The sequence below is a fragment of the Pantoea sp. S18 genome, assembly GCF_045689705.1.
Taxonomy (GTDB): domain Bacteria; phylum Pseudomonadota; class Gammaproteobacteria; order Enterobacterales; family Enterobacteriaceae; genus Pantoea; species Pantoea symbiotica.
On record NZ_CP142688.1, the window covers coordinates 3,528,225 to 3,546,380 of the forward strand.

Genomic DNA, 18,156 nt, shown 5'->3' on the forward strand with positions numbered 1-18,156 from the left:
GGCTTTGACATTTTTCACTTCCCCGAGGGATGAAACCAACCCAGTAATATTCAGGATTATGCTAATAAATCATCGAGATAGACGCTCTGCCACAGAAAACCCTGCATGCCATAAATCGCTTTATGCGCTAGCAGGTTGACCTGTTGTTGATTTTCAACACCCTCAACGATGACGCCGTTGCATAATTCGTTGAGATGGTCGAGCAGAATGTCAAAGGTGCGACCGTCGCCAAATTGCCAAAAAAATTCTTTGTCAATCTTGACGATTTCAAATATTCCGCTATCGAACATGGAAAGGTTGGAATAACCTGGACCAAAGTCGTCGAGCCATAAAGGGGCGGGCGTCACTTTCGCGACACCTTTTAAAATCAACAGATCGGCGCTATTAAATCGCGCGGTGAAGAATGCTGATATTTCCAGACGCAATAGCGTCAGTTGAGCCAGTTTTTCTTGTATTTCAGCATCTTTAAAAATGCTGGCTACGATATCTCTATCAACATTGACACTGACAATCTGGTCGAACCCTTTCTGGTATAGCTGAATAAGTTTTTCGATCTGGTGGAGGAATAACTGCCATTTAACGTCAGCAGAAAGCTGACTGAAGAACCCAACATCCCTTTCAGGATTACGCTTATTATTGATGTCCGCGTCATCTGCGAGACGCGTTAATAATTCCCTGGCAATCACCTGGCCGGATAAATCATAAACCGGCTCTAACAAGAACACTGTCTTCGGTTGATTGCTCATTTCACATCCTTACTGCAACTGCCTGATAGCATTAAACTGTCAGGATTTCTCATGTGAGAAGCAAGGTAAACATTGATAAAACTTAATGTCTTAACTGAAGGTTAACGTACAACTTACACTTTGAGAAATAGATTTCAGTAAACAGCACTGACAACTTTAATCGTTTAAACCAATCAATAACGTAAGTAAATTTCTTTAAAATTCATAAAAACTTCGGATAAATCTGAGAAAAATTTAACTTAACGCTAACCTTGACAGCTCTACAAAACACGAACAAATTGAAAAATAACAATAAAAAGCAAATTAGCATTGATTGATTTTTATACTTATCTCAAATTTGAAAATGTTTCATCTGGAATTCATGATTCCAATAAGCTCCAATAAATAAAGTTATCGTGAGTGACTATTCAATCCTTAATGTTTAAATTTTGATTATGCATTGCAAGGAATACATAACAGATAAGCTGCTTAATCACTGATTAATCATTAGGTAATGTAAGGGCATTGGCGAAAAAGGAGGTTGTTACTGATTGGCTTTATCAGCAAAAAGAAAGAGATAGCACTGAGGATATAAATGCGATTTTTTGGCGGCAGGTTAAAAATAAGCGAAGAGTGATCGTCTTCACAAATAGAATTAAAAGGTTGAGGATGTGCGAGAATATAGCAGGAAAAGAGATAACCGAGCCCTTTACGGGCTCGGTTTGAGAGCAGTTAATTACTCATCTTCTAAATAGGTGTAACCGTACAGGCCGCTTTCAAATTCTGCGAGGAACTGCGCACGCAGCTCTTCAGGAATATCGGTTTGCTGGGTCACCTGATCGCGGAACAGCGTCATCAGATCGTTCGGATTAAGCTGTACGTACTCGAGCATATCCGCCACGGTATCGCCCTCATCCGACAGCTGCACTTCCACGCTGCCATCCGGGAACGCAAACACATCCACCGCTTCGGTGTCACCGAACAGGTTGTGCATGTTGCCGAGAATTTCCTGATACGCGCCGACCATAAAGAAGCCGAGCATCGGCGGATTATCGATGTCGTATTCCGGCATCGGCATGGTGGTGGCAATGCCATCGCCATCGACGTAGTGATCGATGGTACCATCGGAGTCACAGGTGATGTCGAGCAACACCGCGCGACGCTTCGGCATTTTATTCAGCCCTTCCAGCGGCAGCACCGGGAACAGCTGATCTATGCCCCACGCATCCGGCATCGACTGGAACAGCGAGAAGTTGACGTAAATCTTATCCGCCATACGTTCCTGCAGCTCATCAATGATCGGGCGATGCGCGCGGTTGCTTGGGTCGAGGTGCTGCTGAATATAGTGGCAGATGCTCAGGTAAAGCTGTTCTGCCCAGGCGCGCTGACCGAGATCGTAGGTGCCTGACGAATAACCGGTATGGATGTCGAACAGATCCATTTGGCTATCGTGCAGCCATTCACGCAGCGAACGACGCACGTCAGGTTCGTGCATCTCTTGCCACGTATCCCACAAACTCTGAATCGGACGCGGTGAATCGGCATCCGGTGCCACCGGCGTGCTGAACTCGTTACGCTCAACACCAATGATGTTGGACACCAGCACGGTGTGGTGCGCAGTCACCGCACGACCTGATTCGGTGATCACGGTTGGATGTTCCAGACCGTTCTCTTCACAGGCATCGCCGATTGCCCAAATCACGTTGTTGGCGTATTCGTTCAGACCGTAGTTGACCGAGCAATCTGACTGCGAGCGCGTTCCTTCATAGTCCACGCCCAAACCGCCGCCCACATCGAAACATTTGATGTTGACGCCCAGCTTCGCCAGCTCAACGTAGAAACGCGCCGACTCACGTACGCCGGTAGCGATGTCGCGGATGTTGGACATTTGCGAACCGAGATGGAAATGCAGCAGCTGCAGGCTATCGAGACGACCCGCTTTGCGCATAATGTCGACCAGCTGCAATACCTGCGAGGCCGCCAGACCAAACTTCGACTTCTCACCACCGCTCGACTGCCACTTGCCCGAGCCCTGCGACGCCAGACGCGCACGGATGCCGAGACGCGGAATCACGTTCAGACGCTCGGCCTCTTCCAGCACCAGACGTACCTCGGTCATCTTCTCGATCACCAGATAGACTTTGTGACCGAGCTTTTCACCGATCAGCGCCAGACGAATGTATTCGCGGTCTTTATAGCCGTTACAAACAATCACCGAGCGGGTTTTACCGGCGTGGGCCAGCACCGCCATCAGCTCGGCTTTCGAACCGGCCTCTAAGCCCAGCGGTTCGCCAGAGTTGACCAGCGACTCAATCACGCGCTTATGCTGGTTAACCTTGATCGGGTAAACCAGGAAGTAGTCACCTTTATAGCCGTAAGATTCACGCGCGCGTTTGAAGGCGGCGTTAATCGAACGCAGACGATGCTGGAGAATCTGCGGGAAGCAGAACAGCGCTGGCAGACGTTGGCCGTCGGCTTCGCGCTCTTTCACCAGTTTCGCTAAGTCAACGCGCACTTCCGGCTGATCCGGATCGGGACACACGCTGATGTGCCCCAGCTCGTTGACGTCGTAATAATTGTTTCCCCACCAGGCAATATTGTAGGTACGCAGCATTCTGCTTGCTTCCTGATCGTTCATTGCCACCTCCTGCATGGAGCGGAGTACACCTTGTTCGCCAGCTGACGAACCCTTGATATTCTTCGTGTCGTCAGACATCGCGAACCTCAATTTTCCGTTGAAATATGAATTTGTTACCGAGTTTTGTCATGGTGGCGCCGGGTAAAAATTGCCTCATCCTGCTTGCTGCCTCTGTAAGGTTGCAATGTGCAAAGCTGACTCTAAGTGTAAAACACCGCACCGAAGTCGGGGCAAATAGCCTGAGACTTCCACGGTCTGTAGACAGCGAAATGCAGTAATAGATGCAGAGAAATGTTAACCGGCGCGCGTGTCGGGAGAATGAACACAACGTCGATAGAAGAAAAGAACGGGTTTGGAGTGTGAAAGGAGTGCCAGCGCGCCGCAACAGCGCAGTGAACCAAAGCGAGAGAAAGAGTGGTTCATTACTTTAATCACCTCCATCGCCTGCTTAAAGCATGCGAGAAACGGCTTGGGTGAAGGTCAGATTAAATGGCATCTGACGGCGCGACGCACGGCGGCGTCATCCTTTGCGGCTGTGGTCGACAGCAGCGGCGTTTTATACAGCCACGCGGGGTAAATTGCAAAATCTTTGTCAGGTAACTGCGCGCGGTGTCAGGAAATAATTCCACTTGTGATGTTGCGGAAAATGCGGGATCGGAAAAAGCACTGGAAAAGTGCTCACTGAGTAACCTAGAATAGCCGTCCAGATGGTTTTCCATCTAAACTGATTAACATCCAGGCGGTGTGAGTTAATGCTCTCGCTGCCTACTGCTTGCGGCTTTGCCTGAAGGGGCGTCGAGTCGGTCTGATCCCACTTACGCTATGCAGTCGTATTCAAACCATTTTTAAGGTAAAGAACAGAATGGCTAAACACCTTTTTACATCTGAGTCCGTATCAGAAGGACATCCTGATAAAATCGCTGACCAAATTTCCGATGCCGTGCTGGATGCGATCCTCGAGCAGGATCCTAAAGCGCGCGTGGCCTGCGAAACTTACGTGAAGACCGGTATGGTGCTGGTTGGCGGTGAAATCACCACCAGCGCATGGGTGGATATCGAAGAGATCACCCGTAATACCGTACGTGAAATCGGCTATGTCCATTCCGATATGGGCTTTGATGCTAACTCTTGCGCAGTGCTGAGCGCGATTGGTAAGCAGTCTCCAGACATTAATCAGGGCGTTGACCGTACCGATCCGCTGGAGCAAGGCGCGGGCGATCAGGGCCTGATGTTTGGCTACGCCAGCAACGAAACCGATGTGCTGATGCCAGCGCCGGTTACCTATGCGCACCGTCTGGTGCAGCGTCAGGCTGAAGTGCGTAAAAGCGGTTCACTGCCGTGGCTGCGTCCGGATGCAAAAAGCCAGATCACTTTCCAGTACGATGACGGCAAAATTGTCGGTATCGATGCGGTTGTGCTGTCAACGCAGCACGCTGAAGATGTCACCACCGCCGATCTGCGTGAAGCGGTGATGGAAGAGATCATCAAGCCGGTTCTGCCGACTGAGTGGATCACCGCCAGCACCAAATATCACATCAACCCAACCGGCCGTTTTGTTATCGGTGGCCCAATGGGCGACTGCGGTTTGACCGGTCGTAAAATTATCGTTGATACCTACGGCGGCATGGCACGTCACGGTGGCGGCGCGTTCTCCGGTAAGGATCCGTCAAAAGTTGACCGTTCTGCTGCTTACGCCGCGCGTTATGTGGCGAAGAACATCGTCGCGGCTGGCCTGGCTGACCGTTGTGAAATCCAGGTTTCTTACGCCATCGGCGTGGCTGAGCCAACCTCAATCATGGTTGAAACCTTCGGTACCGAGAAAGTCTCCACCGAACAGCTGACGCTGCTGGTGCGTGAGTTCTTCGACCTGCGTCCATACGGCCTGATTCAGATGATGGATCTGCTGAAACCGATCTATAAAGAGACTGCAGCATACGGTCACTTTGGTCGTGAGCACTTCCCGTGGGAGCAGACTGATAAAGCTGCGCAGCTGCGCGAAGCGGCGGGTTTGAAGTAAGCTCAGAAGCGACATCGTTATTGAGCCCGCCACTGGCGGGCTTTTTTGTGCCCGTAGGGTCGTCATTTATGACGACCTGGTCCCAACCACTCCAACAACTCCAAACCTCGATTTGTCACTTCTTCCAGGCTGTCTACACTTCTTTCACCTCGCTTACAACTTGGTGATAACGATTACATTTTGAAATCCTTTAACAATCGGCAATTTAGAGATTTTTCAGCGTAGTTATTACCGTGAAAATGCGTTATTTTCAGCGTCCTCTGATTGCCGGTATTTAGTGCGATGTCAGAAACTTAAAGGGTGCTATACCTTACTGGTTACGTAACTATTTCGGGCGGAAAATGCTGGATTGCAGGGTTTCAGCGTGTGTAACCGATTACACTGATGTGATCTTACTCACTTTTTTCCGCCGACAGGTTTCATAACATTGATAACAACAACGATGGATAAACTTTGGAGGCTTCATGCCTGGTAATACTCATAAGAGCAGAACTTCAAATAAGGTCATGACCTTGTTTGTCTGCTTTTTAGCGGCGCTGGCCGGATTGCTGTTTGGATTGGATATCGGTGTTATCGCCGGTGCTCTGCCTTTCATCGCGAAAGACTTTAACGTCACCGCTCATCAGCAAGAGTGGATCGTCAGCTCAATGATGTTTGGTGCAGCTGTGGGTGCTGTGGGTAGCGGCTGGATGTCATCGCGTCTCGGTCGTAAAAAGAGCCTGATGGCCGGTGCGATTCTGTTCGTTATCGGTTCGCTGTGGTCTGCAGGCGCAACCAGCCCGGAAATGCTGATCGCCGCACGTGTGGTGCTTGGCCTGGCCGTTGGTGTCGCCTCTTACACCGCGCCGCTTTATCTCTCTGAAATCGCGCCAGAGAAGATTCGTGGCAGTATGATTTCGCTGTACCAGCTGATGATCACCATCGGTATTCTGGCGGCGTATCTCTCCGATACCGCGTTCAGCGATGCTGGCGCATGGCGCTGGATGCTGGGCATCATCACCATACCAGCGGTGCTGCTGCTGATTGGCGTGTTCTTCCTGCCGAACAGCCCACGCTGGCTGGCAGCTAAAGGTGATTTCCGCAGTGCTGAGCGCGTGTTGTCGCGTCTGCGTGATACCAGCGAACAAGCAAAACGCGAGCTGGATGAAATCCGTGAAAGCCTGAAAATCAAACAGTCGGGCTGGCAGCTGTTCCAGAGCAACAGCAACTTCCGCCGCGCGGTGTTCCTTGGCGTGCTGTTGCAGGTGATGCAGCAGTTCACCGGTATGAACGTCATCATGTATTACGCACCGAAAATCTTCGAAATCGCTGGCTTTGCCAATACCACGCAGCAAATGTGGGGCACGGTGATTGTCGGTCTGGTGAACGTACTGGCCACCTTTATTGCTATCGGTCTGGTGGATCGCTGGGGCCGTAAACCTACGCTGGTGCTGGGCTTCATGGTGATGGCGATTGGTATGGGCATTCTCGGCACCATGCTGCACATCGGCATCCACTCGCCAGAAGCGCAGTACTTCGCGGTGGCGATGCTGCTGATGTTCATCATTGGTTTTGCGATGTCTGCCGGTCCGTTGATTTGGGTACTGTGTTCCGAGATTCAGCCGCTGAAAGGCCGCGACTTCGGTATCACGGTTTCCACCGCGACCAACTGGATTGCCAACATGATCGTCGGTGCCACCTTCCTGACCATGCTGAACACGCTGGGCAACGCGCCGACCTTCTGGGTTTACGCCGGTCTGAACGTGTTCTTCATTCTGCTGACGCTGGCGCTGATTCCAGAGACCAAAAACGTCTCGCTGGAGCACATCGAACGCAACCTGATGTCTGGCAAAAAACTGCGCGACATCGGTCAGAAGTAATCCCGATAAGCGAATGCAAGGGCTGCCAACTGGCAGCCCTTTTTTATAGGTTCGCCATTAATGGCGACCGCTGCACACTCAGTTGATTCAACCGCTGCAACCTTTTATGCTGCCCCACATGAAAACACCACGCCTTCCCATCGCCTTACAGCAAGCCGTCATGCGCTCGCTGCGCCATTATTTGCAGCTGGCTAACGAAAAGCTGGAACGCCGCTTTGATGAGCCCTCTTTGATCTATCAGCAGCGCGGCACCGCTGCGGGCACCGCATGGCTGGAGAAGTGGGAAATCCGCATCAATCCGGTGCTGCTGCTGGAGAATCAGCAGGCATTTGTTGATGAAGTGGTGCCGCACGAACTGGCGCATCTGCTGGTGTGGAAAACCTTTGGCCGCGTGCCGCCGCACGGCAAAGAGTGGAAATGGATGATGGAGAGCGTGCTGGGTGTGCCTGCGCGTCGCACCCACAAGTTTGAAATCGACTCGGTGCGCAGCAACACCTTTCCCTATCGCTGCAGCTGCCAGCAGCATCAGCTCACTGTGCGTCGCCATAACCGCGTGCTGCGCGGTGAAAGCGAATATCGCTGCGTGCACTGCAAATCGCTGCTGCAACCCGGTGAGTTTTTATCGAAATAGTTTAGCAATATAGTTTGTAATATAGTTCAGCAACATAGCCTAATCTCATATCCCGTACGTCATCATTCTGTTACCCTGCCGCCCTTTTTCAGGACCAGGTTAATTTTTGGAATATGTCTCGCAAAACGCTGCTGTTACTTACCTTATTAGTTGCCCCGCTTAGCGCTTACAGCCTCAGTTTCACTAACTATCATCAAAACAATTTTAGTCAGGCCAAAGCGTATGCCGCGCAGATCAATGCTGATGCGCCAGCCGACTTTTACTGCGGCTGCAAAATCAGCTGGCACGGCAAAAAGGGCGTGCCCGATTTAAACAGCTGCGGCTACAGCGTGCGCAAAAACGCCAATCGCGCCGAACGTATTGAGTGGGAACATGTGATGCCCGCGTGGGAGTTCGGCCATCAGCGTCAATGCTGGCAAAACGGCGGCCGCAAAAGCTGCAGCAAAGATGCCGATTACCGCCGCATCGAAAGCGATCTGCATAACCTGCAACCCGCGATTGGTGAAGTGAACGGCGACCGCAATAACTTCCAGTACAGCCAGTGGAACGGCGGCGAACAGCAGTACGGTCAATGCGGCATGAAGGTCGATTTTAAGCAGAAACTAGCGCAGCCGCCGGAGCGTGCGCGTGGCGCCATTGCCCGCACTTACTTCTATATGCGCGACCAATATCATCTGCGCCTGTCGCGTCAGCAAACCCAGCTGTTTACCGCGTGGGATAAGCAATATCCGGTGACGACGTGGGAGTGCGAGCGCGACAATCGCATCGCTAAAGTGCAGGGAAATCATAATTCCTACGTACAGCAGGCTTGCCAGCGCTAAAAGCGCTACCCTACACTAGCTTTTTTTCGATTGCGCCGTGTCTGCTGACACGGCATAACGCTGGCAGGAACCGCATGCGTATACCTCGCATTTATCATCCCGAATCTCTCGAAGTTAACAGTGAAGTCTTCCTCGACGAGGATGCCGCTAACCATGTCGGACGCGTGCTGCGCATGACGGCCGGTCAGCAAATTGAGCTGTTTGATGGCAGTAATCTGACTTTTAGCGCCGAAATCACCCAGGCTGATAAAAAGCGTGTAAAAGTAAGGGTCCTTGCCAGTCAGGCTGATGACCGTGAATCCCCGCTGCATTTACACCTCGGCCAGGTGATGTCGCGCGGTGAAAAAATGGAATTCACTATCCAGAAATCGATCGAACTTGGCGTGAATGTGATTACGCCCTTGTTTTCTGAACGCTGCGGCGTAAAGCTGGATGCCGAGCGACTGGCGAAAAAAATTCAGCAATGGCAGAAAATCGCGATTGCCGCCTGTGAACAGTGCGGTCGTAATCGTGTGCCGGAAATTCGCGAACCGATGACATTGCAAGCCTGGTGCGCGGAAGCCGAAGACGGTTTGAAGCTCAATTTGCATCCGCGCGCCAGCCACAGCATCAATACGCTGCCGCAGCCGGTTGAGCGCCTGCGCTTACTGATTGGGCCGGAAGGTGGCTTAACCGCCGATGAAATTGCCATGACTGCGCAGCAGGGTTTTACCGATATTCTGCTTGGACCACGCGTGTTGCGCACCGAAACCACCGCACTCACCGCCATTACGGCACTTCAGGTGAGGTTTGGTGACCTCGGTTAAGCGATACTTGCGGGTTGCAGCTCAACACACAGCACCATTGCTTTCGGGGCGGCAGATTCCCCCGTACAGGAGAGAATAATGATTAAGCTTGGCATCGTTATGGACCCAATTTCGTCCATCAACATTAAAAAAGACACCAGCTTCGCCATGTTGCTGGAAGCACAGCGCCGTGGTTACGAAATTCATTACATGGAGATGAGCGATCTCTCCCTGCGCGGTGGCGTGAGCTATGCGCGCACCCGTCTGCTGAGCGTTGAGCAGAACTACAACAACTGGTACACGTTTGGCAGCGAGCAGAATATCCCGCTGGCCGATCTCAACGTGGTGCTGATGCGTAAAGATCCGCCGTTCGACACCGAATTTATCTACGCCACTTACCTGCTGGAACGCGCAGAAGAGCAAGGCACGCTGATCGTCAACAAACCGCAGAGTCTGCGTGACTGCAACGAGAAGCTCTACACCGCATGGTTTGCCGACCTGACGCCAGATACGCTGGTCACGCGCAACAAAGAGCAGCTGCGCGCCTTCTGGCAGGAACATGGCGACGTGATCCTGAAGCCGCTGGACGGCATGGGCGGCGCATCGATCTTCCGCGTGAAGCAAGACGATCCCAACTTCGGCGTGATCACCGAAACCCTGACCAATCATGGCCAGAACTTCTGCATGGCGCAGAACTATCTGCCAGCGATCAAAGATGGCGACAAACGCGTGTTGGTAGTGGATGGCGAACCTGTGCCGTACTGCCTGGCGCGTATTCCGCAAGGCGGCGAAACGCGCGGTAATCTGGCGGCCGGTGGCCGTGGTGAAGCGCGTCCGCTGAGCGACAGCGACTGGGAAATTGCACGTCGCGTCGGCCCAACGCTGAAAGCTAAAGGGCTGATTTTTGTCGGCCTGGATATCATCGGTGATAAACTGACTGAAGTTAACGTGACCAGCCCAACCTGCGTACGTGAAATCGAGGCCGCGTTCCCGATATCGATCACTGGCATGCTGATGGATGCCATTGAGAAACGCCTGGGCTGATGCCGTCGGAGTCTCCACTCCGTGAACACCCAAAACCGGCGCTGCCGCGGCTGCGCCGGTTATTTTTGGTATACGAGTGATAATGAATTTACAGCATCATTTTTTAATTGCGATGCCGTCGCTGCAGGACCCACTGTTCAAACGCTCGGTAGTTTATATCTGCGAGCACAATGAAGATGGTGCCATGGGTTTGATCGTGAATAAGCCGATGGATAACCTGACGGTTGAAGGCATTCTGAAAAAGCTAAAAATTAGCGCATCCGAACGCGATCCTGCCATCAAACTGGACAAGCCGGTGTTCGCCGGTGGTCCGCTGGCGGAAGATCGTGGTTTCATCCTGCACTCGGCGCAGCGCATTTACTCCTCAAGCATTCGTATTTCAGACACCACGGTGATCACCACCTCGCGTGATGTGCTGGAAGCGATCGGTACCACTTCGCAGCCCGATAACGTGCTGGTAGCGCTGGGATATTGCGCCTGGGAGAAAGGTCAGCTTGAAGATGAGCTGCTGGAGAATGCCTGGCTCACCTCGCCTGCTAACACCAATATTCTGTTCCAGACGCCCATCGCTGAGCGCTGGCGTGAAGCGGCACGCGGTTTAGGTGTTGATATTCACAATATTGCCACCGATGCAGGACACGCCTGATGGCCAGTGAAACCTTACTGGGCTTCGATTTCGGCACCAAAAGCATCGGCGTTGCTGTGGGTCAGCAGTTAACGGGCACCGCCCGCGCGTTAACGGCGCTCAAAGCGCAGGATGGCACGCCGGACTGGAAGCTGATCGAAAAGCTGCTGAAAGAGTGGCAGCCCGATTATGTGGTGGTGGGTTTGCCGCTGAATATGGATGGCACCGAACAGGAGCTCACCACGCGTGCACGTAAGTTCGCCAATCGCCTGCATGGCCGTTTTGGCGTTCGCGTCGAGCTGCAGGACGAACGCCTGAGCACCGTCGAAGCGCGTGCCGACCTGTTTGAACGCGGCGGCTTTCGTGCGTTACAGAAAGGCCAGGTTGATTCCCAATCCGCCGTGATTATCCTCGAAGATTGGTTTGACACGCATTAAAGCGTGCATTTTCGTAGGGTCGCCATTCATGGCGACCGATATAACAACAACACGTTAAATCATCCCCGCTAACTGCCGCGCCTGCTCGCTCTGCGCAAATGTCTGCATGCCCGCCTGCGCACCGGTTTGCAACACGCCAGGCAACTGATGCATCTTGCCCTCGCGAATCAGATTCGCCACCGCTGGCGTCGCTACCAACACTTCAAACAAGCCAATACGCCCGCCCGCTTTCGCCGGCACTAAACGCTGCGCCAGCACCGCTTTCAGGCTGCCCGCTAATTGGGTGCGCACCAGATTTTTCTCCTCAGCGGGAAACACATCCACCAGCCGATCAACCGCCTGGGTTGCGCCGCGCGTATGGAGCGTAGCCAGCACCAGATGGCCGGTTTCTGCCGCAGTGAGCGCCAGGCGGATGGTTTCGCTATCACGCAATTCACCGAGCAGAATCACATCAGGATCTTCGCGCAGCGCAGCTTTCAGCCCGTGTTGAAACGATGCGCAATGTGCGCCGACTTCGCGCTGCTGAATCAGCGATCGCTGGCTGCGATGCACAAACTCAATCGGATCTTCCAGCGTCAGGATGTGCCGCGCCTGTTGGCGGTTCAGGCAATCCACCATCGCCGCCAGCGTAGTTGATTTGCCGCTGCCGGTGGCACCGGTAATTAAAATCAGCCCCTCTTCCAGCTGTAACAACTGGCTCACTACGTCGGGTAAATGCAGGCTGCTGAGATCGGGCGCGTGGCTGGCAATCAACCGCAGCGCCAGCGATAAGCCGTGACGCTGCATAAAAAGGTTGGCGCGCAGTCGAATGCCGCTGGCAAGCGTGATGGCAAAGTCAACGTGGCCGTTCTCCTCCAGCTCGGCCTGTTGCGGTGGCGTCAGCCACTGCTGCATAAAGGCTTCCAGCCAGCCGCCATCCAGTGCGTTTTGCTGCGGAATCGGCTCCAGCACGCCTTGTCGCCGCCAGTGCGGCAAATGTCCGCTGCAAAGGTGCAGATCGGCGGCGTTATGCTTTACACTAAGGGCCACAATTTCATCCAACTCCATTTAACTTCTCCTGACTATGACTTCCATTGAGCACAACTTACAGCAAGTGCGTGAGCGTATCGCCGCTGCCGCCGCACGTTGCGGCCGCGCGCCAGAAGAAATTACGCTGCTTGCAGTGAGCAAAACCAAACCTGCGAGCGCGGTCGCAGAAGCCATTGCCGCTGGACAACAAGCGTTCGGTGAAAATTACGTGCAGGAAGGGGTTGAAAAAGTGGCTGAACTGGCCGCACATCCTGATTTGCAATGGCACTTTATCGGCCCGCTGCAATCCAATAAAAGCCGTCTGGTAGCGGAAAACTTCGCCTGGTGCCACACCGTTGACCGCCAGCGCATCGCGCAGCGCCTGAACGATCAGCGCCCGGCGTCGTTGCCGCCGCTCAACGTGTTAATTCAGGTAAATATCAGTGACGAGAACAGCAAATCTGGCATCATGCTGGAGGCGCTGCCGGAGCTGGCGCAACAGATCGCCGCACTGCCGCAGCTGCGCTTGCGGGGGCTAATGGCGATTCCGGCACCCGAATCAGACTACGCGCGGCAATTAGCGGTGTGTCAGCAGATGGCCGCCGCGTTTCATGCCTTAAAACAGGATTATCCTGACGTCGATACGCTTTCTCTGGGAATGAGCGACGATATGGACGCGGCCATCGCCGCGGGCAGCACCATGGTGCGTATTGGCACCGCCGTTTTTGGCGCGCGGGATTATGCGCGACCTTCACAACAATAATTGAGGAACCTCATGTTAACACTGACGTTTTTAGTCAAAACGCTGATCGATTTGTACGTGATGGTGCTGCTGCTGCGCATCTGGATGCAGTGGTCGCGCTGTGACTTCTACAACCCGCTGGCGCAGTTTGTCGTGAAGATCACCCAACCGATTATCAAACCGCTGCGCCGCGTGATCCCGGCGATTGGGCCGATTGATACCGCATCACTACTGCTGGCCTTTGTGCTGACCACGCTGAAATATCCGATCCTGCTGCTGATTCAGGTCGGCGTGTTCTCGGTTGATCCCACCAACCTGCTGGTTGGCCTGCTGTCGCTGGTGAAATCCGCCGGTTATCTGGTGTTCTGGGTGATCATCATTCGTTCGCTGATGAGCTGGATCAGCCAGGGTCGCGGCCCGGTGGATCAGGTTTTGATGCAGCTGACTGAACCGCTGATGTCGCCAATTCGCCGTATTCTGCCGGCGATGGGCGGTATAGATTTCTCTGCCATGATTGTGATTCTGGTGCTGTACGCGCTGAATTTCCTCGGCATGGACCTGTTCCCAGGTCTCTGGTATTTGCTGTAATTCGTCTATCTGGAACTGTTATGCAAAAAGTTGTTCTCGCTACCGGTAATCCGGGCAAAGTTCGTGAACTGGCCGATCTGTTAGCGGCCTTCGGGCTTGATATCGTGGCGCAAACCGAACTCGGCGTTGAGTCGGCGGAAGAAACCGGCCTGACCTTTATCGAAAACGCCATTCTGAAAGCGCGTCATGCGGCCGAGATCACCGGCTTACCGGCGATTGCCGATGATTCCGGTCTGGCGGTCGATGCGCTGGGCGGCGCGCCGGGGATTTACTCCGCGCGCTATGCGGGCGTTGATGCCAGCGACCAGCAAAATCTCGAAAAGCTGCTGGTAGCATTAGAAAAGGTGCCGGATGGGGAACGTCAGGCGCAGTTCCACTGCGTGCTGGTTTACGTGCGTCACGCCGCCGATCCAACGCCGCTGGTGTTCCACGGTAGCTGGGCCGGGGAAATCACCCGCGCGGCAGCGGGCGCAGGCGGTTTCGGTTACGATCCCATCTTTTATGTACCTGAATTAGGTAAAACGGCGGCAGAGCTGAGTAAAGACGAAAAGCGCGCCGTCTCTCACCGTGGAAAAGCATTGACGCTGCTGCTGGAAGCGATGCGCAATGCCTGATTTTTTACCTGAGTTGCCGCCATTAAGCCTGTACATCCACATTCCGTGGTGTGTGCAGAAGTGTCCGTATTGTGATTTCAACTCTCACGCGTTAAAAGGCGAGGTGCCGCACATTGAGTATGTGCAGCACCTGCTTAACGATCTCGAACAGGATTTGCCGCTGACCGGCGGACGTGAAGTGCGCACTATTTTCATCGGCGGCGGTACGCCAAGCCTGCTGAGCAGCAATGCAATGCAGATGCTGATGGACGGCGTGCGTGCGCGTTTGCCGCTGGCGGCCGATGCGGAAATCACCATGGAAGCCAATCCGGGCACCGTGGAAGCCGATCGCTTTAGCGGCTACCAGAAAGCCGGTATTAACCGTATTTCGATTGGCGTGCAGAGTTTCAGTCCCCAAAAGCTGGAGCGCCTTGGCCGCATTCACGGGCCGGAAGAAGCGGTGCGCGCTGCACAGCTGGCGGAAGGTTTAGGTCTGCGCAGCTTTAACCTCGACCTGATGCACGGCTTGCCGGATCAGTCGCTGGAAGAAGCGCTGGATGATTTGCGCCAGGCGATTGCGCTCAACCCACCGCATCTGTCGTGGTATCAGCTGACGATTGAGCCGAATACCTTATTCGGATCGCGCCCGCCGAAACTGCCGGATGACGATGCGCTGTGGGATATCTTTGAGCAAGGCCATCAACTGCTGAGCGCTGCGGGCTATCAACAATATGAAACCTCGGCGTATGCCAAATCGGGTTATCGCTGCGAGCACAATCTCAACTATTGGCGTTTCGGTGATTACCTCGGCATTGGCTGTGGCGCACACGGCAAGCTGACGCAAGCCGATGGTCGCATCGTGCGTACGGTAAAAACCCGCCATCCGCGCGGCTTTATGAAAGGCAACTATCTCGATAAGCAGCACGACGTGGCTGAGAACGACAAGCCGTTCGAATTCTTTATGAACCGTTTCCGTCTGCTGGAAGCGGCACCGCGCGCTGATTTCCGCCGCTACACCGGCATGCATGAGCAGGTGATTCGCCCGCAAATTGATGCGGCGATAAGTGCGGGATATGTGGTGGAAACCACGGAGAACTGGCAGATAACCGAGAAAGGGAAACTGTTCCTGAACTCGCTGCTGGAGCTATTCCTGACCGAAGAGTAAAAGAATGCCCGGCATAAACCGGGCATTTTTTCTCGTATTAGCCGTAAGTAATATCTATTTCCTGGTTCACTAACAGCGTGTAATGCTCCTTGCTATTGGTTAAGAGCGTCCAATTTTCTCCGCCAACCTGCACTTTATTCTGTGACATTAACCAGCCATCGCTGAACTCAGCACGATCAAGAATAACTCGGTCACCGGCATCACCATCAATCATAAATTGCTTACTGTTATCACTGATAAATAAACCATTGGCGCCTTCAGTCAGCAATGCTTTTAAATCAAGATTAAGCTGATTATTGCCTACGCCAGTAATATCGATTTTTTGCATGCCATCCACACGCTCACTCACTGCTGCAAAATCAATTATCTGGTTGGCACTATCAAAGACAATGCTTGCCGCAGTTTCAGGATGCAAATACTGTGTGGTGATTAACCAATTGGCGACATCAATAATATGCAGTTCACCAGCAGTTGGGGAGTAAATTGGGGACGCATCTGTTGAAGCGATGCTGTTAACTTTACTAACCCCACCTGCTTCGCCACTTCCCCAGGTCATAGTATCAATGGTCCAGCCAACATCATTGACCGTTTTAACCCAGCCCTTAAACCAATAATATGCATAGGTATCTGGATCAACGGCAGAGTGCACTTCTATGTAACCAATCGGTTTATTGGCCGTTGTTTGATAACTAAATTTGCTACTCTGATATTCATAATTAATGGTGCCACTGCTGGCGAGAAATTGAGTGGCGATCAGTTCACCGTTTGGCGAGAAAATTTTCACCTGAGTATTATTGTTGTGTAAGTTAGCGTAATTGAAAGCAACGAAGTCGGTTTCACCAAAATCATATTTAACAATGGAGTTATCCAACATAGTGACTGCACGACCATGATAATAATCATTATGTGTCTTGCCGTTCGTAATAATCCCCGTATGCCAGCCATTCGCTGCATCACCATGTTTCAATTCAGTGACTTTAAGCTTGCCATAGTTATAAATTCTACCTGTTGACCAGTTATCATTCCCTCTGGACTCCCAGTCTTCGTAGTTTCTTTCATATTCTGGTAACGGCTTATAATGCACCGGATATTGGGTGGAATACACACTTTCATTACCTGCAGCATCTATCGCCTTGACGCTAAAATTATTTATCCCAACAGTCATGTCTTTAGATGGCGTAATTTTCCAGTCACCATAAACGCTTGCCTGAGTCGATCCAACAGCAATACCATTTTGATAAAGGGTAATCAGACTGCTGGCTTCCGCTTTACCGCTGAAATCCAGCCGTGGGTCATCGGTTGCTTGTCCTGGTGATATATTGCTGATCGGCCCAACATTATCAATCGCCTGCAAAATGGTTGGCTGGATAGTAGTGGTGTCGATGATCAGCGACGTGCTGCTACTCCATTTGCTCACATTACCCGCGTGGTCGATGCCGCGAACGCGGAAACTCCACTCGCCATCCGCAAGATCAATGGGTGGTGTCCACTTCCATTGGCCATTGCTATCAACCGTTACGGTTGCAGTGGTTATCCAACTGCCGTTCTTACTGGCATATTGTACACGCACAAATTCTCCAAACTCGCCTATGCCATGAAGCTCTGGGCGACGATCATCGGTGGCGCGATTAAAATTAAACTCGCCACGATAGAGACCCACATCATCCTTATAGAAACTGATTGCTGCCTCATTGGGCTTCTGCGTATCAAGTTCAAATTTCCATATCGGCGATGCCTGACTGCGATTGTCAGCTCGATCTTCTGCCACGGCGCTGAGTTCATAAGCGCCATCACTTGGCAAATTGACTTCGACTTCCCATTCACCATGCGAATTCGCCTTTACCGAAGCTAGGGGAGTTTTGCTGTTTTTGTTGTAAATGTATACCAGGCTGTTCGCTTCAGCCTCGCCGCGAATCACTGGGTTAGCATCGTTGGTATAACCGTTACGCTTAATGCTATTACCGTTCTGGATACCGCCATCAACATCGTCTTCAATTGCGGTGATAACCGGCTTGTCTGGCGCAATGGTATCAATGTTGTAATCGACGACAATGGGCGTACTGCTGTTACCGGCAGCATCCATCGCAGTAAAGGTGAGAACATATTCGCCATCTGCCAATGGCATCGTGGGCGTCCATTCAAAACGACCGCCCACTACCGGCACGCTAATTGGATTTTTTCCGTTGATGGTGATGATCACTGCAACAGTGTCTGGTGATGGCACGCTGCCTTCCCAGCGCTTTTGCGCATCGTTATACCAACCGGACTCGGCTAGCACGATAAGCGGTGGGAGTACCAAAGGATTATTATTGGAAGCAGAGGTGTTAGAAAATAGCATAAAAATTCCTTAAAAAATAAATGATTTCATGGGGTTGCTAAACCATTGCCATCTTTATTAATTAGAATTTTTACAGTTATCAGATTCGTCCCGAATCCGGGATTCTTAAATGCAGTAACGCTTAAAACTAAAAAGCCAGC

16 protein-coding genes are annotated in these 18,156 nt (G+C 52.3%); 12 read left to right on the plus strand and 4 right to left on the minus strand.

All coding sequences use genetic code 11. The features are described 5' to 3' along the window. Window positions 1–56: 56 nt before the first annotated feature. Both VIJ98_RS16360 and speA read right to left on the minus strand, forming a co-directional pair. Window positions 57–746, minus strand: coding sequence for an EAL domain-containing protein (locus tag VIJ98_RS16360; protein WP_323275027.1), 690 nt, complete (start codon window positions 744–746; stop codon window positions 57–59). 715 nt (window positions 747–1,461) lie between these two features. Further along, window positions 1,462–3,441 (minus strand): biosynthetic arginine decarboxylase, encoded by a 1,980-nt coding sequence (speA, locus tag VIJ98_RS16365; protein WP_323275029.1) that lies wholly within the window; start codon window positions 3,439–3,441, stop codon window positions 1,462–1,464. Window positions 3,442–4,225: 784 nt separating this feature from the next. On the opposite strand from speA, the gene metK reads away from it, so the two are divergent. The 8 genes from metK to ruvX all read left to right on the plus strand — a co-directional run bounded on the left by metK (window position 4,226) and on the right by ruvX (window position 11,582). Next, window positions 4,226–5,380, plus strand: a complete 1,155-nt coding sequence (gene metK, locus VIJ98_RS16370; RefSeq protein ID WP_061720231.1) for a methionine adenosyltransferase — start codon at window positions 4,226–4,228, stop codon at window positions 5,378–5,380. Window positions 5,381–5,844: 464 nt separating this feature from the next. Continuing rightward, window positions 5,845–7,239, plus strand: a complete 1,395-nt coding sequence (locus VIJ98_RS16375; RefSeq protein ID WP_008107259.1) for a sugar porter family MFS transporter — start codon at window positions 5,845–5,847, stop codon at window positions 7,237–7,239. A 118-nt stretch (window positions 7,240–7,357) separates the two neighbouring features. Beyond that, entirely contained in the window at window positions 7,358–7,870 is a 513-nt protein-coding gene (locus tag VIJ98_RS16380; RefSeq protein WP_154155290.1) for a SprT family zinc-dependent metalloprotease, read from the plus strand. Window positions 7,871–7,983: 113 nt separating this feature from the next. Further along, window positions 7,984–8,691 carry a deoxyribonuclease I gene (gene endA, locus VIJ98_RS16385; protein WP_061720234.1) on the plus strand — a complete coding sequence of 236 codons (708 nt, stop codon included), beginning with the start codon at window positions 7,984–7,986 and terminating at the stop codon, window positions 8,689–8,691. A gap of 74 nt (window positions 8,692–8,765) precedes the next feature. Further along, a complete protein-coding gene (gene rsmE, locus VIJ98_RS16390; protein WP_008107252.1) occupies window positions 8,766–9,497 on the plus strand; it encodes a 16S rRNA (uracil(1498)-N(3))-methyltransferase in 732 nt (243 codons plus the stop codon). A gap of 78 nt (window positions 9,498–9,575) precedes the next feature. Continuing rightward, window positions 9,576–10,520 carry a glutathione synthase gene (gshB, locus tag VIJ98_RS16395; RefSeq protein WP_323275032.1) on the plus strand — a complete coding sequence of 315 codons (945 nt, stop codon included), beginning with the start codon at window positions 9,576–9,578 and terminating at the stop codon, window positions 10,518–10,520. Between the two features lie 82 nt (window positions 10,521–10,602). Beyond that, window positions 10,603–11,166: a YqgE/AlgH family protein gene (locus VIJ98_RS16400; protein WP_008107249.1), complete on the plus strand. Its 564-nt coding sequence runs from the start codon at window positions 10,603–10,605 to the stop codon at window positions 11,164–11,166. Further along, a complete protein-coding gene (ruvX, locus tag VIJ98_RS16405) occupies window positions 11,166–11,582 on the plus strand; it encodes a Holliday junction resolvase RuvX (protein WP_008107247.1) in 417 nt (138 codons plus the stop codon). Before VIJ98_RS16400 ends, ruvX begins: the two co-directional genes overlap by 1 nt. Window positions 11,583–11,636: 54 nt before the next feature. On the opposite strand, the gene VIJ98_RS16410 is transcribed toward ruvX, so the two are convergent. Next, window positions 11,637–12,629: a type IV pilus twitching motility protein PilT gene (locus VIJ98_RS16410; RefSeq protein ID WP_323275034.1), complete on the minus strand. Its 993-nt coding sequence runs from the start codon at window positions 12,627–12,629 to the stop codon at window positions 11,637–11,639. A gap of 16 nt (window positions 12,630–12,645) precedes the next feature. On the opposite strand from VIJ98_RS16410, the gene VIJ98_RS16415 reads away from it, so the two are divergent. From VIJ98_RS16415 to hemW, 4 genes are read left to right on the plus strand one after another with little or no spacing between them, the layout of a single operon-like run. Further along, window positions 12,646–13,353: a YggS family pyridoxal phosphate-dependent enzyme gene (locus VIJ98_RS16415; protein ID WP_008107243.1), complete on the plus strand. Its 708-nt coding sequence runs from the start codon at window positions 12,646–12,648 to the stop codon at window positions 13,351–13,353. A gap of 12 nt (window positions 13,354–13,365) precedes the next feature. After that, window positions 13,366–13,920 (plus strand): YggT family protein, encoded by a 555-nt coding sequence (locus VIJ98_RS16420; protein WP_008107240.1) that lies wholly within the window; start codon window positions 13,366–13,368, stop codon window positions 13,918–13,920. 20 nt (window positions 13,921–13,940) lie between these two features. Next, window positions 13,941–14,534 carry an XTP/dITP diphosphatase gene (locus VIJ98_RS16425; protein WP_154155286.1) on the plus strand — a complete coding sequence of 198 codons (594 nt, stop codon included), beginning with the start codon at window positions 13,941–13,943 and terminating at the stop codon, window positions 14,532–14,534. Continuing rightward, window positions 14,527–15,678 (plus strand): radical SAM family heme chaperone HemW, encoded by a 1,152-nt coding sequence (hemW, locus tag VIJ98_RS16430; protein WP_323275036.1) that lies wholly within the window; start codon window positions 14,527–14,529, stop codon window positions 15,676–15,678. Before VIJ98_RS16425 ends, hemW begins: the two co-directional genes overlap by 8 nt. Before the next feature lie 37 nt (window positions 15,679–15,715). On the opposite strand, the gene VIJ98_RS16435 is transcribed toward hemW, so the two are convergent. Beyond that, entirely contained in the window at window positions 15,716–18,016 is a 2,301-nt protein-coding gene (locus tag VIJ98_RS16435; protein WP_323275039.1) for an Ig-like domain-containing protein, read from the minus strand. Window positions 18,017–18,156 lie beyond the last annotated feature (140 nt).